The 22,726-nt window shown below is 71.5% G+C and carries 26 protein-coding genes; 11 read left to right on the top strand and 15 right to left on the bottom strand.

All coding sequences use genetic code 11. The annotated features are described in order from the left end of the window. Window positions 1-10 precede the first annotated feature (10 nt). From ACH4SI_RS17670 to ACH4SI_RS17685, 4 genes are read left to right on the top strand one after another with little or no spacing between them, the layout of a single operon-like run. A complete protein-coding gene (locus ACH4SI_RS17670; protein WP_398297108.1) occupies window positions 11-397 on the top strand; it encodes a roadblock/LC7 domain-containing protein in 387 nt (128 codons plus the stop codon). Beyond that, entirely contained in the window at window positions 394-756 is a 363-nt protein-coding gene (locus tag ACH4SI_RS17675) for a DUF742 domain-containing protein (RefSeq protein ID WP_398296657.1), read from the top strand. Before ACH4SI_RS17670 ends, ACH4SI_RS17675 begins: the two co-directional genes overlap by 4 nt. After that, window positions 737-1,360, top strand: a complete 624-nt coding sequence (locus ACH4SI_RS17680) for a GTP-binding protein (protein WP_398296658.1) — start codon at window positions 737-739, stop codon at window positions 1,358-1,360. Before ACH4SI_RS17675 ends, ACH4SI_RS17680 begins: the two co-directional genes overlap by 20 nt. Continuing rightward, window positions 1,357-2,772 (top strand): cytochrome P450, encoded by a 1,416-nt coding sequence (locus ACH4SI_RS17685; protein ID WP_398296659.1) that lies wholly within the window; start codon window positions 1,357-1,359, stop codon window positions 2,770-2,772. The genes ACH4SI_RS17680 and ACH4SI_RS17685 overlap by 4 nt, the downstream gene beginning before the upstream one ends. 13 nt (window positions 2,773-2,785) lie before the next feature. On the opposite strand, the gene ACH4SI_RS17690 is transcribed toward ACH4SI_RS17685, so the two are convergent. The 5 genes from ACH4SI_RS17690 to ACH4SI_RS17710 all read right to left on the bottom strand — a co-directional run bounded on the left by ACH4SI_RS17690 (window position 2,786) and on the right by ACH4SI_RS17710 (window position 7,311). Next, window positions 2,786-2,938 (bottom strand): hypothetical protein, encoded by a 153-nt coding sequence (locus ACH4SI_RS17690; protein ID WP_398296660.1) that lies wholly within the window; start codon window positions 2,936-2,938, stop codon window positions 2,786-2,788. Window positions 2,939-3,029: 91 nt separating this feature from the next. After that, the gene (locus ACH4SI_RS17695) at window positions 3,030-3,980 is read right to left on the bottom strand and encodes a cytochrome c oxidase assembly protein (RefSeq protein ID WP_398296661.1); all 951 of its coding nucleotides are present in this window, start codon (window positions 3,978-3,980) and stop codon (window positions 3,030-3,032) included. Window positions 3,981-4,109: 129 nt separating this feature from the next. Further along, the gene (locus ACH4SI_RS17700; protein ID WP_398296662.1) at window positions 4,110-5,135 is read right to left on the bottom strand and encodes a 6-phosphofructokinase; all 1,026 of its coding nucleotides are present in this window, start codon (window positions 5,133-5,135) and stop codon (window positions 4,110-4,112) included. Window positions 5,136-5,311: 176 nt separating this feature from the next. Continuing rightward, window positions 5,312-6,049 (bottom strand): type 1 glutamine amidotransferase, encoded by a 738-nt coding sequence (locus tag ACH4SI_RS17705; RefSeq protein ID WP_398296663.1) that lies wholly within the window; start codon window positions 6,047-6,049, stop codon window positions 5,312-5,314. Window positions 6,050-6,072: 23 nt separating this feature from the next. Further along, complete coding sequence (locus ACH4SI_RS17710) at window positions 6,073-7,311, bottom strand: MurT ligase domain-containing protein (protein ID WP_398296664.1); 1,239 nt, start codon at window positions 7,309-7,311, stop codon at window positions 6,073-6,075. A gap of 176 nt (window positions 7,312-7,487) precedes the next feature. Here ACH4SI_RS17710 and def point away from each other — a divergent pair, with 176 nt between their 5' ends. Next, entirely contained in the window at window positions 7,488-8,036 is a 549-nt protein-coding gene (gene def, locus ACH4SI_RS17715; RefSeq protein WP_398296665.1) for a peptide deformylase, read from the top strand. Between the two features lie 20 nt (window positions 8,037-8,056). Here the strand turns inward: def and ACH4SI_RS17720 are convergent, their stop codons facing one another. Beyond that, window positions 8,057-8,719, bottom strand: coding sequence for a TetR family transcriptional regulator (locus ACH4SI_RS17720; RefSeq protein ID WP_398296666.1), 663 nt, complete (start codon window positions 8,717-8,719; stop codon window positions 8,057-8,059). A 181-nt stretch (window positions 8,720-8,900) separates the two neighbouring features. Between ACH4SI_RS17720 and ACH4SI_RS17725 the strand changes: the two genes are divergently transcribed. Further along, a complete protein-coding gene (locus ACH4SI_RS17725; protein WP_398296667.1) occupies window positions 8,901-10,124 on the top strand; it encodes an acyl-CoA dehydrogenase family protein in 1,224 nt (407 codons plus the stop codon). Between the two features lie 10 nt (window positions 10,125-10,134). Here the strand turns inward: ACH4SI_RS17725 and uppS are convergent, their stop codons facing one another. The 5 genes from uppS to ACH4SI_RS17750 all read right to left on the bottom strand — a co-directional run bounded on the left by uppS (window position 10,135) and on the right by ACH4SI_RS17750 (window position 13,896). Further along, the gene (gene uppS / locus ACH4SI_RS17730) at window positions 10,135-10,941 is read right to left on the bottom strand and encodes a polyprenyl diphosphate synthase (RefSeq protein ID WP_398296668.1); all 807 of its coding nucleotides are present in this window, start codon (window positions 10,939-10,941) and stop codon (window positions 10,135-10,137) included. Window positions 10,942-11,070: 129 nt separating this feature from the next. Further along, window positions 11,071-11,889 carry an SAM-dependent methyltransferase gene (locus ACH4SI_RS17735; RefSeq protein WP_398296669.1) on the bottom strand — a complete coding sequence of 273 codons (819 nt, stop codon included), beginning with the start codon at window positions 11,887-11,889 and terminating at the stop codon, window positions 11,071-11,073. 65 nt (window positions 11,890-11,954) lie between these two features. Beyond that, window positions 11,955-12,566, bottom strand: a complete 612-nt coding sequence (locus tag ACH4SI_RS17740; protein ID WP_398296670.1) for a hypothetical protein — start codon at window positions 12,564-12,566, stop codon at window positions 11,955-11,957. A gap of 224 nt (window positions 12,567-12,790) precedes the next feature. Further along, window positions 12,791-13,030: a DUF397 domain-containing protein gene (locus ACH4SI_RS17745; protein WP_398296671.1), complete on the bottom strand. Its 240-nt coding sequence runs from the start codon at window positions 13,028-13,030 to the stop codon at window positions 12,791-12,793. Beyond that, the gene (locus ACH4SI_RS17750; RefSeq protein ID WP_398296672.1) at window positions 13,030-13,896 is read right to left on the bottom strand and encodes a helix-turn-helix domain-containing protein; all 867 of its coding nucleotides are present in this window, start codon (window positions 13,894-13,896) and stop codon (window positions 13,030-13,032) included. The genes ACH4SI_RS17745 and ACH4SI_RS17750 overlap by 1 nt, the downstream gene beginning before the upstream one ends. Before the next feature lie 289 nt (window positions 13,897-14,185). Between ACH4SI_RS17750 and ACH4SI_RS17755 the strand changes: the two genes are divergently transcribed. After that, window positions 14,186-15,586: a hypothetical protein gene (locus ACH4SI_RS17755; RefSeq protein WP_398296673.1), complete on the top strand. Its 1,401-nt coding sequence runs from the start codon at window positions 14,186-14,188 to the stop codon at window positions 15,584-15,586. Between the two features lie 300 nt (window positions 15,587-15,886). Here ACH4SI_RS17755 and ACH4SI_RS17760 read toward each other — a convergent pair whose 3' ends face one another. After that, a complete protein-coding gene (locus tag ACH4SI_RS17760; RefSeq protein ID WP_398296674.1) occupies window positions 15,887-16,720 on the bottom strand; it encodes an SDR family NAD(P)-dependent oxidoreductase in 834 nt (277 codons plus the stop codon). A gap of 354 nt (window positions 16,721-17,074) precedes the next feature. Here ACH4SI_RS17760 and ACH4SI_RS17765 point away from each other — a divergent pair, with 354 nt between their 5' ends. The 3 genes from ACH4SI_RS17765 to ACH4SI_RS17775 all read left to right on the top strand — a co-directional run bounded on the left by ACH4SI_RS17765 (window position 17,075) and on the right by ACH4SI_RS17775 (window position 18,945). Then, complete coding sequence (locus ACH4SI_RS17765) at window positions 17,075-17,656, top strand: ATP-binding protein (protein WP_398296675.1); 582 nt, start codon at window positions 17,075-17,077, stop codon at window positions 17,654-17,656. Then, the gene (locus tag ACH4SI_RS17770; protein WP_398296676.1) at window positions 17,653-18,117 is read left to right on the top strand and encodes a hypothetical protein; all 465 of its coding nucleotides are present in this window, start codon (window positions 17,653-17,655) and stop codon (window positions 18,115-18,117) included. The genes ACH4SI_RS17765 and ACH4SI_RS17770 overlap by 4 nt, the downstream gene beginning before the upstream one ends. Window positions 18,118-18,183: 66 nt before the next feature. Then, entirely contained in the window at window positions 18,184-18,945 is a 762-nt protein-coding gene (locus ACH4SI_RS17775) for a sulfite exporter TauE/SafE family protein (protein WP_398296677.1), read from the top strand. A 4-nt stretch (window positions 18,946-18,949) separates the two neighbouring features. Here the strand turns inward: ACH4SI_RS17775 and ACH4SI_RS17780 are convergent, their stop codons facing one another. Further along, entirely contained in the window at window positions 18,950-19,801 is an 852-nt protein-coding gene (locus ACH4SI_RS17780) for an NAD(P)H-binding protein (protein WP_398296678.1), read from the bottom strand. Beyond that, window positions 19,794-20,219, bottom strand: coding sequence for a nuclear transport factor 2 family protein (locus tag ACH4SI_RS17785; protein WP_398296679.1), 426 nt, complete (start codon window positions 20,217-20,219; stop codon window positions 19,794-19,796). Before ACH4SI_RS17785 ends, ACH4SI_RS17780 begins: the two co-directional genes overlap by 8 nt. A 97-nt stretch (window positions 20,220-20,316) precedes the next feature. Between ACH4SI_RS17785 and ACH4SI_RS17790 the strand changes: the two genes are divergently transcribed. Beyond that, a complete protein-coding gene (locus ACH4SI_RS17790) occupies window positions 20,317-20,955 on the top strand; it encodes a TetR/AcrR family transcriptional regulator (protein ID WP_398296680.1) in 639 nt (212 codons plus the stop codon). A gap of 82 nt (window positions 20,956-21,037) precedes the next feature. Here the strand turns inward: ACH4SI_RS17790 and ACH4SI_RS17795 are convergent, their stop codons facing one another. Then, a complete protein-coding gene (locus ACH4SI_RS17795; protein ID WP_398296681.1) occupies window positions 21,038-22,438 on the bottom strand; it encodes a purine-cytosine permease family protein in 1,401 nt (466 codons plus the stop codon). Window positions 22,439-22,726: the final 288 nt, after the last annotated feature.

Consider the following 22,726-nt stretch of genomic DNA (forward strand, 5'->3'; position numbering starts at 1 on the left):
GCGGTTCAACATGGACTGGATGCTCCGGGACCTCGCCAAGAGCGTTCCGCAGACCCGCCACGTGGTCCTGCTGTCCTCGGACGGCCTGTGCATGGCCCAGGTCGGTACGGACGGGGACACCGCCGACCGCCTGGCCGCCGCCTGCGCGGGGCTCCAGAGCCTGTCGACGGCGATCGCCGCCGAATTCCCCACCGGCGACGGGCGGATGCGGCTCGTGGTCATCGAGGTCGACGGCGGCTTCTTCTACCTGATGGCGGCGGGCACCAGCTCCTACCTCGCGGTGCTCGCCGAGGACGGCGTGGACGCCGGGCTGATGGGCCACAGCATGAGAGACCTGGTCGCCCGGCTCGGCGAACACCTCAGCAGCCCGCCACGGGCCACCGGGCGCGTGACATGAGCCGGACCGGAAAGGGCGCCGGCCAAGGCGGCCCCGAACGGCTGTACATGGTCGACGGCGGCGGCCCCGGCCGGTCCGCGCGGGCGGACACCATCGAACTGGTCAGCCTGATCGTGGCCCGGGCCGAACCCGAGCCGGGCATGCTGCCCGAGGCCGCCGCCGTGCTGACGATGTGCCACTTCCCGCTCTCCGTCGCCGAGATCTCCGCGTACCTGACCCTGCCCGTCAGCACCGTGACCGTCCTGCTCGCCGATCTACTCGCCCACCACCAGGTGGAGGCCCGGGCACCGGTCCCGGCCGCCGTGCTGCCCGACACCGAACTCCTCCAGGCGGTGATGCATGGACTACAGAACCTCTGACACGGTCGTCGGCCCCCGCAGCGAGGACACCCTCCCGGTCTCCGTCGCCGCCGCCGTCAAGATCGTGATCGTCGGCGGCTTCGGGGTCGGCAAGACCACCATGGTCGGCTCGGTGAGCGAGATCCGCCCGCTGACCACCGAGGAGACGATGACCCAGGCCGGGGTCGGCGTCGACGACATCGCCGGGGTGGAACGCAAGACCGAGACCACCGTGGCCATGGACTTCGGCCGGATCAGCCTCAACGAACGGCTGGTGCTCTACCTCTTCGGCACCCCCGGCCAGGAGCGCTTCTGGTTCCTGTGGAACGGCCTCTTCGAGGGCGCGCTGGGGGCCGTGGTCCTCGTCGACACCCGCCGCCTGGAGGTCAGTTTCGACGTCCTGGGCCGGCTGGAGGAGCGGGGCGTCCCCTTCGTCGTCGCCATCAACGCCTTCCCCGGGGCGCCCGTCCACCCCGTCGGCGAGCTGCGTGCGGCCCTGGACCTGCCCGACGCCGTGCCCATCGTCGACTGCGACGCCCGCGACCGCGCCTCCAGCCGCGACACCCTCCTCACCCTCGTCAGCCATCTGCAGCACCTCACCACCGTGACCCCGGAGACACCGTGACCCCTCCTCCCGATCAGTGCCCCGCCCACGCCCGGAGCCCCCTCGCCGGAGTGGTGGACCTCTTCGGATCCGAGAACGAGAAGGACCCGATGGGCCTGTACGAGCGGCTGCGCACCGAACACGGACCGGTGGCCCCGGTGCGGCTCGGTGACGACGTACCGGCCTGGCTGCTGCTGGGCTACCGCGAGAACCTGGAGGTCGCCCGCACCCCCTCCCGCTTCTCCCGCGACTCCCGGTACTGGAGCGCCTGGGCGGAGGGCCGCATCCCGGACGACTCGCCGCTGCTCCCCGTGGTCGGCTGGCAGCCCATGTGCACCTTCGCCGACGGCGACGAGCACGAGCGGCTGCGCGCCGCACTCACCGACAGCATGAACCGCGTCGACCGCCGCGGGATCCGCCGCCACATCACCCGCTTCACCCATCAGCTGGTCAACGACTTCTGCGCCGAAGGCCAGGCCGAACTGGTCACCGGCTTCGCCCAGCGGCTGCCCATGCTCGTCCTCACCCAGCTGCTCGGCATGCCCGACGAGTACGGACCACGGCTGGTCGAGGCCACCCGCGACCTGATGAAGGGCTCCGACACGGCCCTGCGCAGCGACAGTTACGTCACCGACACCCTGCGCCAGCTCGTCGAGCGCAAGCGCGCCCAGCCCGGCGAGGACCTCGCCTCCTGGCTGCTGAGCCACCCCTCCGAGCTGACCGAGGAGGAGGTCGTCCAGCATCTGCGGCTCGTGCTGCTCACCGGCAACGAGACCACCACCAACCTCATGGCCAACACGCTGCGCATGGTCCTCACCGACCCGCGCTTCCGCGCCTCGCTGGCCGGCGGCCACATGACCCTGCCGGACGCCATCGAGCACGTGCTGTGGAACGAACCGCCGCTCACCGTGATCCCCGGCCGCTGGGCCACCGGCGACACCGAACTGGGCGGACGGCAGATCAAGGCCGGGGACATGCTGCTGCTCGGCCTCGCCGCCGGGAACGTCGACCCCGCCATCCGCCCCGACATCGGCGCGCCCATGTACGGCAACCGCTCGCACCTGTCGTTCAGCGGCGGCCCGCACGAATGCCCCGGCCAGGACATCGGCCGCGCCATCGCGGACACCGCGATCGACACCCTGCTGCTGCGCCTGCCCGATCTGCGGCTGGACGTGCCGGAGGCAGAGCTGAACTGGGTGGCGTCGTGGATCTCCCGCCATCTGGTCGCGCTGCCGGTCGCGTTCATGCCGCGCAGGGCCGAGACCGATCCGGTGGACACCTCCGGCATGCTGCTCGCACCCAAGCCGCGCCCCACGCGCCGGGCGCCCGCGGACGAGGCCTTACCCGCGGGCGAGGCCGCCACCGCCGACACCGCGGCGCCGCCCGCCCGCGTGCCGTGGTGGACGTCCCTGTGGCGGTGGCTGCGCGGATGACGTCAGGTCCCGCTCAGCGGGCGACCAGCATCCCCACCGTCAGCAGCGCGAGCACCACCCAGGCGAACCACAGCCAGCCGTTGCTCCCCAGCGCCACGGTGTAGGCCGTCACCGCCACCAGGCCACCCACCGCGCACGTCGTCATCCCCTTGGCCGATCCGGTCATCCCCGACCTCCTCACGGTGGTCCCGGCGCCCCACTGCCGGAACCCGGCCCCACGGCCGAGACTCCATGGTCTCTCGGTCGTGGGGCCTTCGCTAGCGCCCGCGGGCCTGGAGCGACGCCAGATAGGCGTTGTACGCGGCGAGTTCCTGATCGCCGTCGCGGTCCGCCGTACGGTCGTCGCGCCGCGCCTGGCGCTGGTCGGACCGGTACCACTGGTACACCAGCGCCACCAGCACGATCACCGACGGGACCTCGCTGAACGCCCAGGCGATGCCCCCCGCCGCGTTCTGGTCGGCCAGCGCGTCGATCCCCAGCGAGCCGGGCGGATGCTCGAAGGTGCCGACCATGGGCGCGCTCGCCATCATCAGCGCGATCCCGAAGAACGCGTGGAAGGGCATTCCCGCGAACAGCTCCAGCATCCGCATCACATAACCCGGCCGGTGCGGACCCGGGTCCACGCCCATGATCGGCCAGAAGAAGACCAGGCCCACCGCGAGGAAGTGGACCATCATCGCGATGTGCCCGGCCTTGGAACCCATCAGGAAGTCGAAGAGCGGGGTGAAGTAGAGCCCGTACAGGCTCGCGATGAACAGCGGGATCGTGAACACGGGGTGGGTGATGACCCGCATGTAGCGGCTGTGCAGCAGCGCCACCAGCAGCTCCCGCGGCCCCTTGCGGCCGCGCCCGGCCGTCGGCAGGGCGCGCAGGGCCAGCGTCACCGGCGCGCCCAGCAGCAGGAGGATGGGGGAGACCATGCTGATGATCATGTGCTGGACCATGTGCACGCTGAACATGACCATGCCGTAGTCGTTCAGCCCGGTGCACATCGCGACCACGATGGTCAGCACACCCGCCACGAACGCCAGCACCCGCCCCACCGCCCAGCCGTCACCGCGCCGCCACAGCCGCACCGCGCCCCAGCCGTACAGGGCGAGGGCCAGCACACAGCCGACGAGGAAGAAGGGATCACCACCGAACGCCAATCCGCGTGCGAGGGTGAACGGCGGCAGATCCATCACCATGCCGTGTCCGCCGTGATCCATCGAGTATCCCCGGCCTTCCCCTTTGTGCGCTCTCAACCGGCGCCGCTCTCGCGGACCTGGTTGCTCGCCGTAGGGGTTGCGCAATTGACGGTCGCGGTGCGAATCGGCTGTATCCGGCTCGTGTCGTACTTACAGTACGCACTCGGCCTCGGTGTACCGCTCGGCGGGTACCGTCTTCAGCCGCTCCACCGCGTCCGCGAGCGGCACCATCACGATGTCCGTCCCGTGCAGGGCCGTGATCTTGCCGAACTCGCCGCGGTGCGCCGCCTCGACGGCATGCCAGCCGAAGCGGGTGGCCAGCACCCGGTCGTACGCCGTCGGCGTGCCGCCGCGCTGCACGTGGCCCAGGATCACCGGCCGGGCCTCCTTCCCCAGCCGCCGCTCCAGCTCGACGGAGAGCTGGCGGGCGATACCGGCGAACCGCTCGTGGCCGTAGACGTCCCGTTCCCCGGACGCGTACTCCATCGTGCCCTCGCGCGGCTTGGCGCCCTCCGCTGCCACCACGATCGCGAACTTCTTGCCCGCCTCGAACCGTGCCCCGACGGTCGCGGCCAGATCCTCGATGTCGAACGGGCGCTCCGGTACGACGATCGCGTGGGCGCCGGCGGCCATGCCCGAGTGCAGGGCGATCCAGCCGGTGTTCCGCCCCATGACCTCGACGATCAGCACCCGCTGGTGCGACTCCGCGGTGGTCTTGAGCCGGTCCAGGGCCTCGGTCGCCACGCCGACCGCGGTGTCGAAGCCGAAGGTCACATCGGTCGACGCGATGTCGTTGTCGATCGTCTTCGGCACTCCGACGATCGGCAGTCCGGCGTCCGACAGCATCCGGGCCGCCTTCAGGGTGCCCTCCCCGCCGATCGGGACGACCGCGTCCAGGCCCAGCTCCTCGACGTGGCCCCTGGCGCGCTCCACCCCGTCGCGCAGATGCGCGGGCTGTACCCGGGTGGAGCCGAGGATGGTGCCGCCGAGGGCCAGGATGCCGCTCACGGCGTCCAGGTCGAGCTTGCGGTAGTCGCACTCCAGCAGGCCCTTCCAGCCGTCCTGGAAGCCGATCACCTCGTCGCCGTGGTCGACGACGGCGCGGTGGACGACGGACCTGATGACCGCGTTCAGCCCGGGGCAGTCGCCGCCGGATGTGAGCACACCGATGCGCATGATTCCTCTGTCTGCGTACGGCCCATGAGTGATGGGAGCGACATCCGGACCGCGCTGTCCGGCTGGACGACGACACCCTACAAGTGGCGTACGCCGCACGCGGCGCTTCGCCGCCGGGTGTCCGCGATGCGGGATCCCGGCGGCTCAGCCGTGTGCGAGGGCGCTCAGGAGGGTGCTCAGGCGGGCTGGGTGGCCGCCGTGATCCGCTCGTTGCGCAGCGCCTCGTACCACTGGTCGTCGACCGGCGGCAGCCCGTTCACATCGAGCGCCAGCTTCAGCAGATGGTCCGCGATGTGCGGGTTGCGGGCCATCACCGGGCCGTGCATGTACGTGCCGAAGACGGTGTCCTTGTACGCGCCCTCGTAGCCGTCGCCCGTCCCGTTGCCGTTGCCGAACCGGACGCGCGCGAAGGGGCGCGCGGTCGGGCCCACGTGGGTGACGCCCTGATGGTTCTCGAACCCGGTCAGCGGCGGCAGCCCCAGCGGGTCGTCGATGTCGGCCAGGACGTCGCCGACGCAGCGGTCCCCCTCGCCGCGGGTGCTGATCACGTCCAGCAGCCCCAGACCCTGCTGGCGCTGCCCGAGGTCGTTGACGAACTCGTGGCCGATGATCTGGTACCCGGCGCACACCGAGAACACGATCGCCCCGTTGGCGACCGCGCGGTTCAGCCCGCCGTCCCGCATCAGCCGCTCGGCGGCCAGCCGCTGCGGGCGGTCCTCACCGCCGCCGATCAGGTAGATGTCCCCGGAGGTGGGGATCTGCTGGTCGGAGCGGACGTCCAGGCGGGAGACGTCCAGCCCCCGCTGGCGCGCCCGGCGCTCCACCACCAGGACGTTGCCCTGGTCGCCGTACGTGCTCAGCAGGTCGGGGTAGACCCACACCAGACGCAGGCCGTTCTGGCTCGTGCTACGCATCGTCGTGTCTCCTCGTACGGGGGTCAGTTGCCGACTCGGCGGCGCAGGTCCTGGAACGCGGTGTAGTTGGCGATCACCTCGATGCGGCCGGGCGGGGAGATCCGTACCGCCTCGTCCGCGTCCGCGCAGACCCGGAAGTCGAGCCCGGCGACCTCCAGGCGCACCGCGAGGTCCAGCTTGCGGTCGCCGATCACGCAGATCGGGTGCCCGGCCAGCCGGGTGTAGTCCACGTCCCACAGCCAGGAGGTGTCGGTGCCGTCCGCGCCGCGCGCGTTCACCGAGAGGATCACCGGGGTGGGCGGCGGGTCGATCAGCGAGAACGTCTCCAGCCAGCCGGCCGGGTTCTTCGCGAGCAGCAGCCGCAGCTGGCGCTCCTGGAAGGTGACCACGTCATAGCGGCCGGCGACCGCCTGCACCTGGTACATCCGCTCCAGCGCCACCTGCGGGGGCACGCCGAAGGTCGCGGCGACGGCCGCCGAGGTGGCCGCGTTCGCCTTGTTCGCGCGGCCGGGCAGCTGGAGGTGGATCGGCCAGGCCGCGCCGTGCGGGTCCAGCACGTAGTCGCCGTTCAGCGCCCAGCTGGGCACCGGGCGGCGGAAGCCGCACTCGCCGCACACCCAGTCGTCGCCGGGGCGCTGGAGCACCCCGCCGCACGACGGGCAGGACCAGGCGTCGTCCTTCCACTCCTGGCCCGCGGCGACCCACACCACATTGGGGCTGGAGGAGGCGGCCCAGACGATGAGCGGATCGTCCGCGTTCGCGATCACCGTGGCCTTCGTACCGGCCAGGCCCTCGCGCCACTTCTCGGCGAGCATCCGGGTCTCGGCGGCCCGGTCGAGTTGGTCGCGCGAGAGGTTGAGCAGCGCGATGGCCTTGGGCTCGGTGTCGCGGGCGACACCGGCGAGGTACTTCTCGTCGACCTCGATCACGCCGAAGCGGGCGTCGGAGCCGCCCGCCAGGGCCGAGGTGATACCCGCGGGCATGTTGGCCCCGAGCGCGTTGGAGACCACCGGGCCCGCGGCCCGCAGCGCCTCGGCGATCAGCCGGGTGGTCGTGGTCTTGCCGTTCGTCGCCGACACCAGGATCACGTCCAGGTGGTGCGCCAGCCTGCCGAGCAGATCGGGGTCGAGGCGCAGGGCCACCTTGCCGCCGATCACCGACCCGCTGCCGCGGCCCGCGGCCTTCGACACCGCCGCCGCGGCCCTGCCCGCCGTCACGGCCAGCTTGGCACGTGGCGACAGCGGCTCTGAGTTGCCTGCCATCGTCTCTCGATCCTCCTCGCATACCGGCGCCGCACCTGCCCCCCGAGGCACCGGTGGTACGCCCCCTCCGTGCCGAATCGCCAGCCGGGAGGCCACGGTCGGGGATCAGCCTATCGAGATCCGGGCGGTGTCCCGAATTCCGTCGGCCCTTCCGGGGGACCGTACGCTTGGCTCTCATGCGAAACGGCGCGATCCCGGGGAGCCAGGGGGTGGTGCGGCCCCTGCGGCTGCTCGGTGATCAGGCGCTGCGCGCGCCCTGCGAGGAGGTCACCGCGTTCGACGCCGCGCTCGCCCGGCTGGTCGAGGACCTGTTCGCCACGATGTACGCGGCGGGCGGGGTCGGTCTCGCCGCCAACCAGATCGGCGTGGGGCTGCGGGTCTTCGTGTACGACTGCCCGGACGACGAGGACCGGCGTCATCTGGGGCACGTGGTCAACCCGCGGCCGGTCGAGACCGACGGGGTGACCGTACGGGGCGCGGAGGGCTGTCTGTCGCTGCCGGGCATCGAGGCGGGCACCCCGCGCTTCGACCGCACCGTGGTGGAGGGCGTGACGATGACCGGGGAGCCGGTGCGGGTCGAGGGCAGCGGCTTCTTCGCGCGATGCCTCCAGCACGAATGCGATCACCTGGAGGGCGGGCTGTTCCTGGACCGGCTGAAGGGTTTGCGCCGGCGCCGGGTGCTGTGGGCGGCCCGCCGCGCGCCGTGGGCGGGCGAGCGGGCGTAGATCCGTAAGCGCGGCGGGCTTCAGAACCCCGGGGCGCCGATCCGGTCGTCCACCAGGGCCAGCCGCCCCCACAGCAGGTCGGTGAGGTGCTGCACCAACCGGTCGCGTGAGCAGGGCCGTTCCCGCAGCCACCAGTCGCCCGCGGCGTGCATCATGCCGACGATCCCGTGGCCCCAGATCCGGGCCACCTCCTCGCCGCCGGGGCCGAGTTCGACCCGGTCGGCGATCACCTTGGCCAGCTCGTCGCCCATGCGGCGCAGCAGCGGGGCGGAGTGGTGGCCCACGTCGAAGCCCTGCTCCTGCTCCTGCTGTTGGTTCCGGTCGGCCGGATGCATCAGGAAGCGGTAGACCTGGGGCCGGGCCTCTATCGCCGCCAGATAGGTGTCCAGCGTGGCCGCCACCCGTCCGCGGCGGTCGGGCGCGGGGGCGTCCAGGGCGTTGCGCAGCGAGGCGAGCAGGGCGTCGGTGTGGCGTACCCCGAGGGCCCGGTAGAGCCCTCCCTTGTCGCCGAAGTGGCGGTACAGAATGGGTTTGGTGATGCCCGCCTCGGCGGCGATCGCGTTCATCGAGGCCTCGGGGCCGTCGCGCAGCACCACCCGGTCGGCGGCCTCCAGCAGCTCCTTGCGGCGCCGTGCCGCGGCCTGCTGCTGGTGGTCCTCGCGCTGGCTGGTCCCGGTCTCCATGTCGTGGCCTCCCCGCCCCCTGACGTGTGCACGCGTCGCATGGGTGGGCTCCGCGTATCTGCGCAACGTAACACCCGCCCGGGGAAAGGGGTTCGCGCGGCCGTGGAGTTGACATCGCCTACTCGCCGGTAACAGACTGCTGTTACCGCAGGTAACGGCAGGCGCAGCAGGTGGAGGGGCCATGGCGGAGTTCTCGTTCGAACTCAACGAAGATCAGAAGGCAGTACGGGAGTGGATCCACGGCTTCGCCGCCGACGTGATGCGCCCCGCCGCCGCGGAATGGGACGAGCGCGAGGAAACGCCCTGGCCGATTATCCAGGAAGCCGCCAAGATCGGTCTCTATTCGCTGGACTTCTACGCCCAGCAGTATTTCGACTCCACCGGCCTCGGCATCCCCATGACCATGGAGGAGCTGTTCTGGGGCGACGCGGGGATCGCCCTGTCCATCGTCGGCACCGGACTGGCCGCCGTCGGCGTGCTCGCCAACGGCACCGAGGAGCAGATCGGCACCTGGATCCCGCAGATGTACGGCGACGCCAATGACGTGAAGGTCGCCGCCTTCTGCTCCTCCGAACCCGACGCGGGCTCCGACGTCTCCGCCATGCGCACCCGGGCCGTCTACGACGAGGCCAAGGACGAGTGGGTCATCAACGGCACCAAGACCTGGGCCACCAACGGCGGCATCGCGGGCGTCCACGTCGTGGTCGCGGCCGTCGACCTCGACCTCGGCTCCAAGGGCCACGCGTCGTTCATCATCCCACCGGACACCCCCGGCCTGTCCCAGGGCCAGAAGTTCAAGAAGCACGGTATCCGCGCCTCGCACACCGCCGAGGTGGTCCTCGACGACGTACGGGTGCCCGGCAGCTGCCTGCTCGGCGGCAAGGAGAAGCTGGACGAACGCCTCGCCCGCGCCCGCGAGAAGGCGGCGGGCGGGGAGCGGCTGAAGAACGCAGCGATGGCCACCTTCGAGGCGTCCCGCCCGGCCGTCGGCGCCATGGCCGTCGGCACCGCCCGCGCCGCGTACGAGGTCGCGCTGGACTACGCCAAGACCCGGCAGCAGTTCGGCCGCCCCGTGATCGACAACCAGGGCGTCGCCTTCCAGCTCGCCGACATGCGCACCCGGATCGACGCCTCGCGCCTGCTGGTGTGGCGGGCCTCGTGGATGGCCGTGAACGGCAGGCCCTTCGACGCGGCCGAGGGCTCCATGTCCAAGCTGTTCGCCAGCGAAACCGCCAAGACGGTCACCGCCCAGGCGGTCCAGATCCTCGGCGGCAACGGCTTCACCCGCGAGTACCCGGTCGAGCGCATGCACCGCGACGCCGCGATCTACACCATCTTCGAAGGCACCAGCGAGATCCAGCGCCTGGTCATCGCCCGCACCCTCTCCGGCGTCCCGATCCGCTAGGGCCCCCGCATCACCTCGCGCCGAAGCGGCGTTGGCGTCCCGCGAACGCCGCCAGCAGGCCGCGCAGTTCCTCCGCGGTGAAATCCGGCCACAGGGTGTCCACGAAGAACAGCTCCGCGTAGGCCGCGCGCCACAGCATGAAGTTCGAGATCCGCTGCTCCCCGGACGTCCGCACCAGCATGTCGATGTCCGGGAGGTCGCCGTGCGGCAGGTGCCGGGTGAACAGCGCCTCGTCGATCAGGCCCGGGTCCAGCGCCCCGTCCGCCGAGGCCCGCGCCAGCGAGGTCGCCGCGCGGGCGATCTCCTCCCGCCCGCCGTGGTTGAAGCAGAAGGCCAGCGTCATCGCGCGGTTTCCGGCCGTCTCCGCCTCGGCCCGGCGCAGGGCGGCCAGGGTGGCGCGGGGGAGGCGGGCCTCGGAGCCGAGCCAGCGCAGCCGTACGCCGCGCTCGCCGTACGCGCGGAAGACGTCGGCCAGCTGGGCGGTGAGCCGCATGAGGGCGGCCACCTCGGCGCGCGGCCGGTTCCAGTTCTCGGTGGAGAAGAAGAACAGCGACAGATGCTCGACGCCCTCCTCCAGGGCCGTGTCCACCACGCGCGGCAGCGCCAGCACCCCGGCCTCATGGCCCCGGGTGCGGGAGAGGCCGCGTGCGGAGGCCCAGCGGCCGTTGCCGTCCATGATGATGGCCAGGTGCCGGGGCGTCCCCGGGGCCTCCTCCCGGGGGCCGCGGCGCTGCCGTACGACGACGGGCCCGTCGGTGACGGACGCCCGCAGCAGCCGCTTGACCGAGGGCACTCTCCAGGCTCCGACCTCGAACACCCGCGCGTCCCTCCGCCTCGGCTTCCCCGGTGCCGTGTCTGACGACGGGGCGGGGCCGCGGGTTACCTACCCGGTGGCCGAACCATTCGTTTGGTCGGTACGGCCGGCCGGGCAGTCGCACAGCCCTCGTCATGGTTTCCGCGCGACACCCCCGTGCACGTCCGTCGTCTCGATGGGCGTCTCGGACGGCCCGGGCCGCCACAGCGGACACGAGACGATACCGGGTTCGATCAGCTCCAGGCCGTCGTAGAAGCGGCTGATCTCCGGGAGGCTCCGCAGGACGTACGGGACGGCGCCGGTGTCGTCGTAGCCCTGCTGGGCCTCCTTGAGCGCCTGGTCGGTGTCGGTGCTGTCGTAGTGCACGAAGTAGCTTCCGGAGGGCAGGGCCTCCTGTAGCCGGCGGACGATGGACACCGCCTCGTCGTAGTCCTGGATGTGCCCGAGGATGCCCATCAGCATCAGGGCGATCGGCCGGTCGAAGTCCAGCGTCTTGGCCGCCATCTCCAGGATCCGCTCCGGCTCGTGCAGATCGGCGTCGATGTAGTCGGTCACGCCCTCCGGGGTGCTGGTGAGCAGCGCCTGCGCGTGCCGGAGCACCAGGGGGTCGTTGTCGACGTAGACGATCCGGGCCCCGGGCGCCACCCGCTGGGCGACCTGGTGGGTGTTGTCGTAGGTGGGCAGCCCGGTGCCGATGTCCAGGAACTGGCGGATCCCGCACTCGCCCGCCACATGGGTGACCGTGCGGATGAGGTACGCGCGCGAGGCGCGGGCCATCACCTCGATGTTCGGGGCGACCTCCCGGTACTGGTCGCCGGCGATGCGGTCGACCTCGTAGTTGTCCTTGCCGCCCATCCAGTAGTTCCAGATCCGGGCCGAGTGCGGCACGGCGGTGTCGATCTTCGACCACGCCTGCTGGTCGGCGCGGGGGGCGGACGAACCGTTGGTCATCGGGACTTCTCCTGCCGTGCGTCATGCCTGTGGGCGGCTCCAACCTACCTACTGCGCCCGGGAGTTCATCGATTCCCGGCGTAGCGGCGGACGGGTGAGCGAATCCGTGGCAGGCGGCGGGCGAAGGAGGCCGTCTCAAGGGTCACCGGAGTCTCGCCGGGGCCCGGCTCCGCGCTGGGGCCGGAACCGGGGTCCATCGGCGGATCCTCATCGACCGTGACCACCGGGGCGTGCTGGGCGAGGGTCCGGAAGGCGTGGTCGAAACCGGTCAGCGCGGCATCGATCTCCGCGAGGTCCGCGGCGCCGGCGCCGCGCGCGGCCAGCCGGTCCTCCAGCACGGCCACGGGCGCGGTGACGTGGACGAACGCCCCGTCGTTCTCGGCCACCGCCTCCGCGAAGTCGAACGCCTGGATCCAGGTGACCCGGGAGTGCCCGCGCCGCAGCGGCCCGTAGACCAGCTCGCCGACCAGCCCCGCGTCCACCGCGAGCGTCCCGTCGTGCTGGAGCAGCTCGCGGTAGGGGCGGACCGGGTCGAGGTGCGGGAGGTCGCGGGAGGCGCGGGTGACGGCGAAGCCGTGCCGCTCCGCGAGCCCGGCCAGCAGCCCGTCCCGGCGGACGCCGTCACAGCCCTCGACGATCAGTGTGCGCCGCTGTGGATACGCATGCTGGAGCTTCATCCCGTCTTCCCGTCGTTCCGGAGCGACCCGGATTGGATGGAGGGACGACACCGCCGCCCGCCACGGCGCCCTCAGTGTGCGTGGCGGGGCGGCGGGGGCGGGAGTGCGCTACGGGGTTGTGCGGTTGTGCGACCGTAGTGGTTTTCGCATCGTGGCCCGTCAGGGGGTGCGCCCGGCGCACTCGTGGGGAGTCACAGCCGGAGGCAGCCGCCGGGGGCGGGGCCTCACGCGATGAGGAAGTCGGCCCCGCCCGCCTTGGCGGCCTCCAGGAACATGGCGACCTCGGAGCGGGTGTAGATCAGGGCGGGGCCGCCCGGATCGGTGGACTGACGGAGGGCCACCCGGCCGTCCGGCAGCCGCTTGGCCTCGATGCAGGTGCCTCCGTTGGACCCGCTCCAGGGCTTTTCCCAGCCCTCGGTGCCGAGGTCCGTGGCCGGCATCCCGGTGTAGACGGGGTCTGTCATCACAGCTCCTTACGCAGTTCGGCCAGGATGGTGCTGGTGTCGCCGATCGGGTCCGCCTGGACGGCCATCCGGTCCAGGACCTCCAGATAGGCCCCGACCTCCTTCGGCCGGTCCACGTAGACCGCGCCGGTGAGGTTCTCGGTGTAGACGACGTCGGGCAGTTCGGAGAACCCGAAGCGGAAGTAGTGGAAGGGGCCGAAGGCCCCCGGGTGCGGCCCGGACGCGAAGCGCATGATCTGCAGCCGGACCTTGGGCATCGACAGGGTGTCGATGATGTGGTCGATCTGGTCCCGCATCACCGCGCTGGGGCCGACGGGGCGGCGCAGCACCGTCTCGTCGAGGATGGCCCACATGATCGGCGCGTCCGCCTTGGCGAGCAGGCTCTGCCGCTGGAGGCGCAGGGCGATCCGGCGCTCCAGCTCCTCCTCGGTGTCGTTGGGGAAGCCGATGCGGAGCACCGCCCGGGCGTAGTCCTCCGTCTGCAGCAGCCCGGGGACGTAGTGCGGCTCGTACGCACGGATGAGGGTGGCCTCGCTCTCCAGGCTGACATACGCACTGAACCAGTCGGGCAGTACGTCGCGGAACTGATGCCACCAGCCGGGCTGGTTGGCCTCCCGGGCGAGGGCCAGGAAGCTTTCGACCTCCGGTCCCCGGACCCCGTAATTCCGCAGCAGTTCCTTGACGTACGGGATCTTGAGGCCGACTTCCGCCTTCTCCATCCGGCGCACCGTCAGCGGGGTCACCTCGATGGCCTGAGCTGCCTCTTCGAAGGAAACCTGGGCCCGCTCCCGTAAGTGCCGCAATCGCTTGCCGAGGACCCTGCGTAAGACGGTGGGGGCGGCGCCGCTCGGCCGTGCCTCGCTCACGTCCCGCCTCCCGGAAGGGGTGTCATATGCCTGCACAGTGTGCCTGGACAGTGTGCCACGAGCCCGACGACACAGACAGAGGTATGCGGATCGTTCTGAAATTATCAGAACGATGGTTGCGAGGTGAGCGGGCCACCACGCATAGTGAGCGGGTGACCCATCTCACCCTCCACGGCGGGGGCTCCCAACCTCCTTTGTCCACAACGTCGTTGACGCAGCCGATGAATACGGCGCCGCGCGGCGGGGATCCCGAAACCTTCCGTGGCGCATGCCGGGGAGGGTTACGGTGATGCCGGGCGCACAGCCGGGAAGCGGGCGCCAGGGCGCCCCCGCCAACGCCGCGTTGGCCGCGGCCCTCAAGGAATCCGGTTGCTCCTACGCCTCGTTGGCGCACCGCGTCAACGAACTGGGCCGCCGACAAGGACACGAGTCGAATTACGACAAGGCGTCCGTCACCCGCTGGTTGCAGGGCGGACAGCCGCGCGGCAATACGCCGGAGCTGATCGCCGCCGTGCTCTCCCACCGGCTCGGCCGGCCGCTGGCGCCCGCCGAGCTCGGCTTCATCGCCGACCGTCAGCGCCCCGTCGTCGCCAGAGCGCTGGCCTACCGGGAGGATGTAGCAGAGACCTTGCACACGCTCGCCGAACTCGGCTCCACCGATATCTCCCGCCGCAGCCTGCTGGGCGCGGTGCCCTTCGTCGCCGGAGCCCTGGTGACCCCGCAGCGCGAATGGCTGCTGTGGCTGGTCGAGAACCAGGACACCCCCCGGCTCTCCTCCGCGGCCGATGGCGGCCGTGTCGAGCAGGTCCACGCGGCCATCAGCATGTTCGACGAGATGGACAACCGCTTCGGCGGCGGCCAGGTCCGCGCCAGCATCGTGCTCTATCTGTCGACCGAGGTCGTGCCCATGCTCCAGCAGCGCGGCGCGCCGCCGCACGAGCGGCGCCAGCTGTTCACCGCGGCCGCCAAGCTGGCCGCGATGGCCGGCTGGAGTTCCTACGACAACGCCGAATACGGCCTGGCCCAGCGCTATATGACCCAGGCGCTGCGGCTGTGTGCCGAGGGCGGCGACCGGGTGCTGGGCGGTCAGATCCTGGCCGGTCTGTCCCACCTGTCCACCAACCTCGGCCAGCCGGAGGCGGGGGTCGAGCTGGCCCGGGTCGGCGTCGCCACCGCGAAGCACGCGGGCAGCCCGCTCGGCCTGATGCGGCTGCACGCCATGGCCGCCCGCGGTCATGCCGCGCTCGACCAGCCCCGGGAGGCGTCCAAGTCGCTGCGCGCCGCCGACGCCCAGCTTGAGGCGAGCCGGGGCGCCCAGCAGGAGTCGCCCTGGGTGCGCTTCCTGGACCACCACTATCTGGCGGCCGAGGCAGCCCTGTGCTTCCGGGACCTGGGAAACGCGGCGGACGCCGAGAACTCGGCCGCCGAGTCGGTGCGCGCCAACGCCGACCGGCGCCGCCGCCAGGCCATCAGCCGCTCCGTCCTCGCCACGGCCTACCTCCAGCAGAACCGGCTGGACGAGGCCATCGGCACCGCGGGCGAGGCGTTGGACACCCTCAGCGGGGTGCACAGCGAGCGCTCGATCCAGGCACTGCGCGACTTCCGCAGCCGGCTGCGGCCCCGGCGGGGCGAGCCCATGGTGCGGGAATTCGAGCATCGCTCCCGGGCGGTGCTCGGGTCCGCGGCCTAGGGGGTGGCTTGTCGATCAAGCCGGATCAGCGAGCGGCGTCTGGTGCAGGGGGCACCTCCCAGCGGTAGCTGGGGGAGGCTCGCAACCCGCGTGAGGAGAGCGCAGCGGCGCTGCGTGCGACGAGCGCGGGGCCGCGAGGTGCCGTGCCAGGCGTCGGGAGCCCGGCATGATCGGCAAGCCACCCCCTGACGACCGGCGCGCGGCGGGCCCCCGGAGCGGGGGACCGGGGGGCTGCCGTGTGAAGCGGGCGCGACGGGCGCCGGGGGTGTGACCCCCGGCGCCCTGTTGTCGTCGGCGCCGTCAGTAGCCGTTCGGGGTGGGGGCGTTCTGGGCGCGGTCCACGGGGAGATGTGCGCCCGAGACCCCGCTCGACGCGTCGGAGAGCAGAAACGCCACGACCCGGGCGACCTCCAGCGGTGTGACCAGGTCGCCGCACGGGACCTCGGCCGTGAAGCGGGCGTACCGCTCGGGCTCCTCGGCGCGCATCCGGTCCCAGCGCTTGCCGGGGATGAGCATCGAGCCGGGCGACACGGCGTTCACTCGGATGTGGTCCGGGCCCAGCTCGCGGGCGAGTGAGGCCGCCAGATGGATCTGGGCGGCCTTGGCCGCTCCGTACTGGGCCTGCGGTCCCGGTTTCCATCCGGAGATGGAGGCGATCACCACCACCGAGCCGCCGCCGCTCCGCCGCAGATGCGGCACCGCGGCCTTGACCAGCCGCGCCGCATGACCGACGTTCAGCTCCCAGGTCACGGACCAGTCCCGGGTGTCGGCCTCCTCCAGCCCGCGGCCCCGTGCGCCGCCGGCACACGCCACCACGCCGTCCAACCCGCCGAAGCATTCCACCGCTGCCTGGACGAATGCCTCCAGCCGATCCGGTGCGGTGAGGTCGAGGGCCTCGGTGAACAGCGCGCCCGGCACCTCCGTATCCAACGACGCCTCAAGGGCCCGCAGGCCCTCGGCCGTCCGCGCGCAGGTGGCCACCCGCGCGCCGGCCGCGGTCAGCAGTCTGACGATCTGTTCGCCGAGCCCCCGGGTCCCCCCGGTGACCAGCACACGCTTGCCGTCCATGCGGAACGCGTCGGGCGGACCGGACCCTGCGGCCGGGGCGGATTCCCCGCCGCGGTCCCCGCTCACGCCTGCACCGCCAGGGCCGTACAGCCCGAACCACTACGCCCGTACAACCGGACAACCCCCATGCCCTCTCGCCCCCCGGTCGGTTCAACCGTTTTTCTACATGACGGTGACCGATGACGCTTCGAGCTGCCTTCGAAGGAGGAACCATGCCGGTATCCGGCACCAACCGCGACCGCGCCGACCCCGTCCGTGGCAGCCGGTCCAGGCGGGTCGGACGGGGGTCGCGCACCTACCGCCACCGGCTCAGATGCAGCGCTGTCAGTCGCCGGCAAGCGCCTACCCGGGTCACCGAACATCAACCACCCCATGTGCCTGTATGTCATGAGAGTCCACAGACCGACGAGGACGGACACCGTGAGCCGATCCCGCCCAGGACTGCCGCAGCGGCCGGCACCGGCCGATGACGAGGACCTGGGGCGCGACCGCCCTGCCCTCGCGGTGTCCGTCAACCGCCACTGCATCCGGATCACCAAGCCCGAACCGTGCGGGGAGGGGCCTATGAGCGCCCTCGTCACCCGCCGGCTCTTCCGGGCCGAATTCCCCGCCCTTCCCGACCGTGCCGCCGCGGTACGGCGCATGGTCACCGGCCATCTGAACGACTGGCGGCTCGGCGCGCTCGTGGACGGCGCCGTCCTCGCCACCAACGAACTGTTCGCCAACGCGGTCGAGCACGGCAGCTCCGGCCCCGCCGACACCGTGACCATCACCGTCTCCCTGGGGCTGTCCGCCGGATGCTTCGGTCATGAGCTGCGCGTCGAGGTGGCCGACCGCTCGCCCGTCATCCCCATCTTCCGCAGCGCCTCACCGACCGAGGAGTCCGGCCGCGGTCTCGCCATCGTCGACTGCCTGGCCAGCGACTGGGGCACCGAGCCGCCGGACCCGGGAGGCGAGGGGAAGAAGGTGTGGTTCACCCTGCCGCTCGAGCGCGCCTCATGAGCCCTGTGGGCGGCACCGTGCAGACCGACGCGGCCGACTGGCTGCTGTCCGCCAGCGACGACCCCGGTCGGGTACGGCTCCAGTGGGCCAGCGGCGACGGACTCGCCGACCTGCCGGTGGGCACCGTCTTCGACCTGGTCCGGATGGCCGACGACATCGGTACGGCCGTGATCCAGGCCCTCCAGCGGCGCGACGCCGCGACGGGGCCCGTGATGCTGGCGACCTCCAGCCATGTGCTGACCTTCCTCGTCCCGCCCGGCTCCGCGGCCGAGTGGAAGCGCTGGCTGGCCGGGACCCCGTACGCCCGCCGCCGCACGGTCGCGGCGGCCGGGGCGGGCCGGGTGCTGCGGTGCCCCCGCCCCGGGTGCGTGCGGCGCGGCCACGTCTGGCTGACCCGGCCCGGGGACGGCCTCACCGACAGCCGTACGCTACGGGCCGCCCTGGAGGAGGCGGAACGCTAGGGGGTGTACGGGCTAAGCCCACCCCGCCGTATCCGTGCAGGTGGGGACGTAGCATCGTGTCGTGGCATGGACACCATCGCCACCTGGGAACTGGCCGCGCTGGCCGGTGCGGCCCTGCTCGTCGGTTTCTCCAAGACAGCCGTCAGCGGGGCCAATACGGTCAGCCTCGCCATCTTCGCGGCCGTCCTGCCCGCCCGTGAGTCGACGGGGGTGTTGCTGCCGCTGCTCATCGTCGGCGATGTGCTCGCCGTCCTCACCTACCGGCGGCACGCCCACTGGGCCACCCTGTGGCGGCTGCTTCCCGCGGTCGCCGTCGGGGTGGTGGCGGGCTGGGCGTTCATGCTGTGGGCCGACGACGGGGCGGTGCGCGTGTCGATCGGCGCGATCCTGCTGTTCATGGCCGCCGTCACCGTGTGGCGACGGCGTACGGGGGCGGACGCGGCGGCGGCCGACCAGCCGGCCGGCGGCGCCGGGGGCCGGGCCAAGGCTGGTTCGTACGGTGCGCTCGGCGGGTTCACCACCATGGTCGCCAACGCGGGCGGCCCGGTGATGTCCCTCTATCTGATCTCCTCCGGCTTCCGGAAGCTCGGCTTCCTGGGCACCTCGGCCTGGTTCTTCTTCATCGTGAACGTGTGCAAGGTGCCCTTCAGCGTCGGCCTCGGCCTGATCGACGGCCACTCCCTGCTGCTGGACGCGGGCCTCGCCCTCTTCGTGATACCAGGCGCCGTCCTCGGCAAGCTGTGCGTCGACCGCATCGACCAGCTGCTCTTCGAGCGGCTGGTGATCGCGGCGACCGTGGTGGGCGGACTGCAACTGCTGCTGCGCTGACGCGTCACTGGTCCCACGCCGCCCGGTGGGCCTTCGCGAAGTCCCGGAACGACCGCGGCTCGCGGCCGGTGATCCGGAGGACCGTGTCCGTCGTACGGTCCTCCGCGCCACCCCGGATGTCCTCGTCCAGGCCCGCCAGCACCGCCGCGAACTCCCGCGGTATCCCCGCGTCCGCCAGCCTCTCCCGCAACGCCGCGGCCGTCACCGGGACGTGGTCGACCCGGCGCCCGGAGACCTCCGCGACGATGCGCGCCGCGTCCGCGTAGCCGAGCGCCTCCGGGCCGGTGATGACGTGGTCCGTGTTGTGCGGGCGGTCGTCCAGCAGGGCGCGGACGGCGACGGCGGCGATGTCGTCCGCGTCGACGAAGCCGACCCGGCCGGCCCCGGTGGCGGTGACGATCCGGCCGTCGCCGCGGATGGCATGGGCCACGGCGTGGTCCCCGGTGAAGTTCTGCATGAACCACGACGGCCGCAGCACCGCCCACTCGGGCACCGTGTCCCGTACGAGCCGGTGCAGCGCGCCCAGGCCCGGGGCGTCGGCGGGGATCGCGGAGGAGCTGAGCAGCACCACCCGCCGCACGCCCCGGTCGAGCGCGGCGGTCAGGAACGGTTCGACCACGGGAACCGGGTCGGCCTCGCCGACGGGGGCGACCAGATAGACCCGCTCCACCCCGGTCAGCGCGGCGGTGTGGGTGGCCGGGTCGTACCAGTCGAAGCGCACCCCCTCCGCGCCCGCCTCCGGTCCGGGCCGCCGGGCGGCCGCCCGCACCGACGCGCCGCGCTCCCGCAAGCGCCGTACGACGCGCGAGCCGGTGTTTCCGGTCGCGCCGAGGACCAGAACGGTGGGTTCAGGCATCGGTCCGCCCTCCCGCGGTGGTGAAGGTCAGCCCGTCGTCCAGCATCAGCGGATTCCAGTAGTCGCGGTAGGAGGCGATCTCGCCGTCCCGGACGGTGATGACGGCCACGTAGTCGATCCGGAGCGCGCGGCCGGTGGGGACGGCGACGGCGTCCATCGAGAACTCCACGATCAGGACGCCCGGGTCCGCGGTCCGGTGGACGACCTCATGGGCGACGGCCCGCAGATCGATGTGGTCGGTGTAGTCGCGCACGTACTCCCGCACCGCCTCGCGCCCCATCAGCCTGCGCGGCCATCCGGGCGGGGCGAAGGGGAACTCCATGGTGCCGTCCTCGGCCCACAGATCCGCGAATCCCCGCATGTCGTGGGCGAGCAGGAGTTTTTTGGCCCGCTCGTAGAGCGTGACGCGTTCGTCCATGACGGTTCTCTCCCTAGGTGAATGGACGGGACGGTACCGTCCCGTCCGTTACTCTAAACAGAACGGTACCGTCTCGTCCATCTGCTAGGGTCGGCCCATGTCGGAACCCTCTCGCCCCGCCACGCCCGCCCGGCGCGCCCCGAGTGGCGCCGCCACGCTGCGCCCGGACAAGACCGAGGCCATCCGCGCGGCCGTGCTCGACGAACTGGCCGAACACGGCTACGGGCGGCTGTCCATGGAAGCGGTCGCCAAGCGGGCCGGGGTCGGCAAGAGCGCGCTGTACCGGCGGTGGTCCTCCAAGCAGCAGATGGTCATCGCCGTCGCCTCCGAGCCGAGCGTCGCCATGGTCGATCTGCCCGACTCCGGGTCGCTGCGCGGCGATGTGCTCGCCGCGCTGCGGGCAGTCGCCGACTGGCTGACCCATCCGCAGCTCGGCCGGATCATCCCGGATCTGGTCGTCGAGGCACGCCGGGACGAGGCGCTGGCCCGGGCGCTCGCCGACAGCATCGGCGGGCCGCGCCGCGCCCGCGCCGTCGCCCTGCTCGACCGTGCGGTGGCGCGCGGTGAGCTGCCGCCGGACACGGACCGCGAACTGGCCCTCGACCTGCTCGCCGCGCCCGTCTACTGGCGCATCGCGGTGCGCGGCGTGCCGCCGGAGCCCGGCTATCTGGAGCGCACCGCCGACCTCGTCGTGCACGCCCTGTCGGCCCGCCCCGCGCCCGCTGAGCAGGCGTAGGGGGTGTCTCGCGAGTGCTGGTCACAGCCACTCGTCGGGGCCGCGACCAGCACGGTCGCCTCTTGGCGCTGTCCGGCCGTGATCACACGGCCGTGGTGGCCGGTCCCTTTGCCGGAGACGCTGAGCCGGCGTGCGACTTTCTGAGCAGCTCGTAGACGACAGCGGCCACGACGAACGAAGCGGCGTAGCTGACGTCGACACCGCCCAGCATGCGGCCGGCCGGGCCGGTGTAGACATCGGTGGCCATGAAGGGCACCGACGCTCCGATACCGAGGAAGAACGCGAGCAGTGCGCGTGGGCGTGTGCCCCGGAAGGGACCAAGCCTGTCGTGGAACGCCGTGGGCTGCGGATAGTCGCGGCCGCCTCGGTGCGTGCGGTAGAAGTCGATGAGCAGAATGGCCAGCCAGGGCATGACGAAGTACGAAACCATCAGCAGGAAGGTATTGAAGTGCGACTGGAAGTTCGCACCGCCCAGAAGGATTGCCAGCGCACCGCCAACTGCTCCTCCCGCTAGGCAGACAGTGGAGCGGCTCAGTGGGAGGTCGCACGTCAGGCCGGCCATGGCGCCGCTGTACAGGTTGACGGCATTGTGCGAGAGCGCACCGATCACGAACACCACCAACACCAACTTCAGCAGGGGGTCCGGCAGTACGAGGCCGAGACCGACGAGCGGATCCCCGTTGGCCAGCAACGTCAGCGCGGCGCCCAGCACCATCATCCACGTAGCAGAACTGAAGATTCCGCCGAAGGCCCAGAGGAACATGCTCCGTGCGCGGCCGTTTGCGGGGAGGTAGCGGGAGTAGTCGGAGGCGTAGATGGTCCAGCTGACGGTGTAGGAGAAGATAACGCTGCAGACCAGCAGCCATGTCGTCGCATAGTGGCCGGAGGCGGCGGGTGAGGCGGCGGGTTCCGTTGTGGACACCATCACCGCGAGGGAGACGATGCCGAAAACCACGAGGCTGACCCAGGTCAGCCACCGGCCTACGGCTTGCAGGGCGTCGTAGCCGAAGACGGCAATGAGAACGCTCAGGGCGGCGACCACCACGACCATGGGCGTGAACGGCAGTCCGGTCAGGTTCGCCAACGAGCGTGCGCCGAGGGCGGTACCGAGGCTGAAGTAGCCGATGAACAACAGGATGCCGAGGAACGCGGGGATGTAGTTTCCTCGATGGCCGAAGGCGGCCCTGCTCATCGTGACCTGCGGTATGCCCAGACGCGGGCCCATTACCGCGCAGGCAGCGGTGGCCAGTGAGCCGAGAAGGTTGCCGACCACGATTGCGGTGATACTGCCGATCAGTCCCAGGCCCAGAGGAATGCCGACCCCGCCGAGCATCACCGGCGCGAGGTAGACCACGGGCGCGAACCGCATGGAGAACTGGTCCCGCTCACGGCCGTGCCGTTGGCTGTCGTCGATCCGGCTGATTCCGTGATGCTCGGTGAGTGATCTCATCGTCCGGCCTGCCGGAGCACGGTTTTTGTTCATGGCGTCGTCCTTCGGGCTGTGGTGGAGCAGAACTGGCTGCATGACGCCGCTCGGCGGTGACCCTTGTGTGGTGGTTCGACGCTTTGAGGAGTTGTGGACCTCGGTGGACGCGCGGCGTTGTCACGTATGCGGGGCGTCCCCGCTCGGTGTCGCTATTGACGCCCGTTGGATGAGTGTCGTGCGTTGCCACTCATCGGCGATGGCTCACCGTCGCACCCCAGGAGTCACCTGTCAATGGGGTGCTCTTGTTGACCGGCGGCGGTGCATGCCTGGCCGAATCGTCTGAAG

The organism is Streptomyces sp. NPDC021212 (genome assembly GCF_044332925.1).
In the GTDB taxonomy this organism is placed as follows: domain Bacteria; phylum Actinomycetota; class Actinomycetes; order Streptomycetales; family Streptomycetaceae; genus Streptomyces.

What these genes read in the sequence shown, in the direction of transcription:
- ACH4SI_RS17710 (WP_398296664.1), bottom strand. Translation starts at nt 7,311, where the DNA reads ATGGCAGGCAACTCAGAGCCGCTGTCGCCACGTGCCAAGCTGGCCGTG.
- ACH4SI_RS17795 (WP_398296681.1), bottom strand. Translation starts at nt 22,438, where the DNA reads ATGAACAAAAACCGTGCTCCGGCAGGCCGGACGATGAGATCACTCACC.
- ACH4SI_RS17790 (WP_398296680.1), top strand. Translation starts at nt 20,317, where the DNA reads ATGTCGGAACCCTCTCGCCCCGCCACGCCCGCCCGGCGCGCCCCGAGT.
- ACH4SI_RS17670 (WP_398297108.1), top strand. Translation starts at nt 11, where the DNA reads ATGGACTGGATGCTCCGGGACCTCGCCAAGAGCGTTCCGCAGACCCGC.
- ACH4SI_RS17720 (WP_398296666.1), bottom strand. Translation starts at nt 8,719, where the DNA reads ATGGAGACCGGGACCAGCCAGCGCGAGGACCACCAGCAGCAGGCCGCG.
- ACH4SI_RS17775 (WP_398296677.1), top strand. Translation starts at nt 18,184, where the DNA reads ATGGACACCATCGCCACCTGGGAACTGGCCGCGCTGGCCGGTGCGGCC.
- ACH4SI_RS17725 (WP_398296667.1), top strand. Translation starts at nt 8,901, where the DNA reads ATGGCGGAGTTCTCGTTCGAACTCAACGAAGATCAGAAGGCAGTACGG.
- def (WP_398296665.1), top strand. Translation starts at nt 7,488, where the DNA reads ATGCGAAACGGCGCGATCCCGGGGAGCCAGGGGGTGGTGCGGCCCCTG.
- ACH4SI_RS17695 (WP_398296661.1), bottom strand. Translation starts at nt 3,980, where the DNA reads ATGGATCACGGCGGACACGGCATGGTGATGGATCTGCCGCCGTTCACC.
- ACH4SI_RS17690 (WP_398296660.1), bottom strand. Translation starts at nt 2,938, where the DNA reads ATGACCGGATCGGCCAAGGGGATGACGACGTGCGCGGTGGGTGGCCTG.
- ACH4SI_RS17780 (WP_398296678.1), bottom strand. Translation starts at nt 19,801, where the DNA reads ATGCCTGAACCCACCGTTCTGGTCCTCGGCGCGACCGGAAACACCGGC.
- ACH4SI_RS17735 (WP_398296669.1), bottom strand. Translation starts at nt 11,889, where the DNA reads ATGACCAACGGTTCGTCCGCCCCCCGCGCCGACCAGCAGGCGTGGTCG.
- ACH4SI_RS17770 (WP_398296676.1), top strand. Translation starts at nt 17,653, where the DNA reads ATGAGCCCTGTGGGCGGCACCGTGCAGACCGACGCGGCCGACTGGCTG.
- ACH4SI_RS17745 (WP_398296671.1), bottom strand. Translation starts at nt 13,030, where the DNA reads ATGACAGACCCCGTCTACACCGGGATGCCGGCCACGGACCTCGGCACC.
- ACH4SI_RS17755 (WP_398296673.1), top strand. Translation starts at nt 14,186, where the DNA reads ATGCCGGGCGCACAGCCGGGAAGCGGGCGCCAGGGCGCCCCCGCCAAC.
- ACH4SI_RS17785 (WP_398296679.1), bottom strand. Translation starts at nt 20,219, where the DNA reads ATGGACGAACGCGTCACGCTCTACGAGCGGGCCAAAAAACTCCTGCTC.
- ACH4SI_RS17675 (WP_398296657.1), top strand. Translation starts at nt 394, where the DNA reads ATGAGCCGGACCGGAAAGGGCGCCGGCCAAGGCGGCCCCGAACGGCTG.
- ACH4SI_RS17705 (WP_398296663.1), bottom strand. Translation starts at nt 6,049, where the DNA reads ATGCGTAGCACGAGCCAGAACGGCCTGCGTCTGGTGTGGGTCTACCCC.
- ACH4SI_RS17700 (WP_398296662.1), bottom strand. Translation starts at nt 5,135, where the DNA reads ATGCGCATCGGTGTGCTCACATCCGGCGGCGACTGCCCCGGGCTGAAC.
- ACH4SI_RS17740 (WP_398296670.1), bottom strand. Translation starts at nt 12,566, where the DNA reads ATGAAGCTCCAGCATGCGTATCCACAGCGGCGCACACTGATCGTCGAG.
- ACH4SI_RS17680 (WP_398296658.1), top strand. Translation starts at nt 737, where the DNA reads ATGGACTACAGAACCTCTGACACGGTCGTCGGCCCCCGCAGCGAGGAC.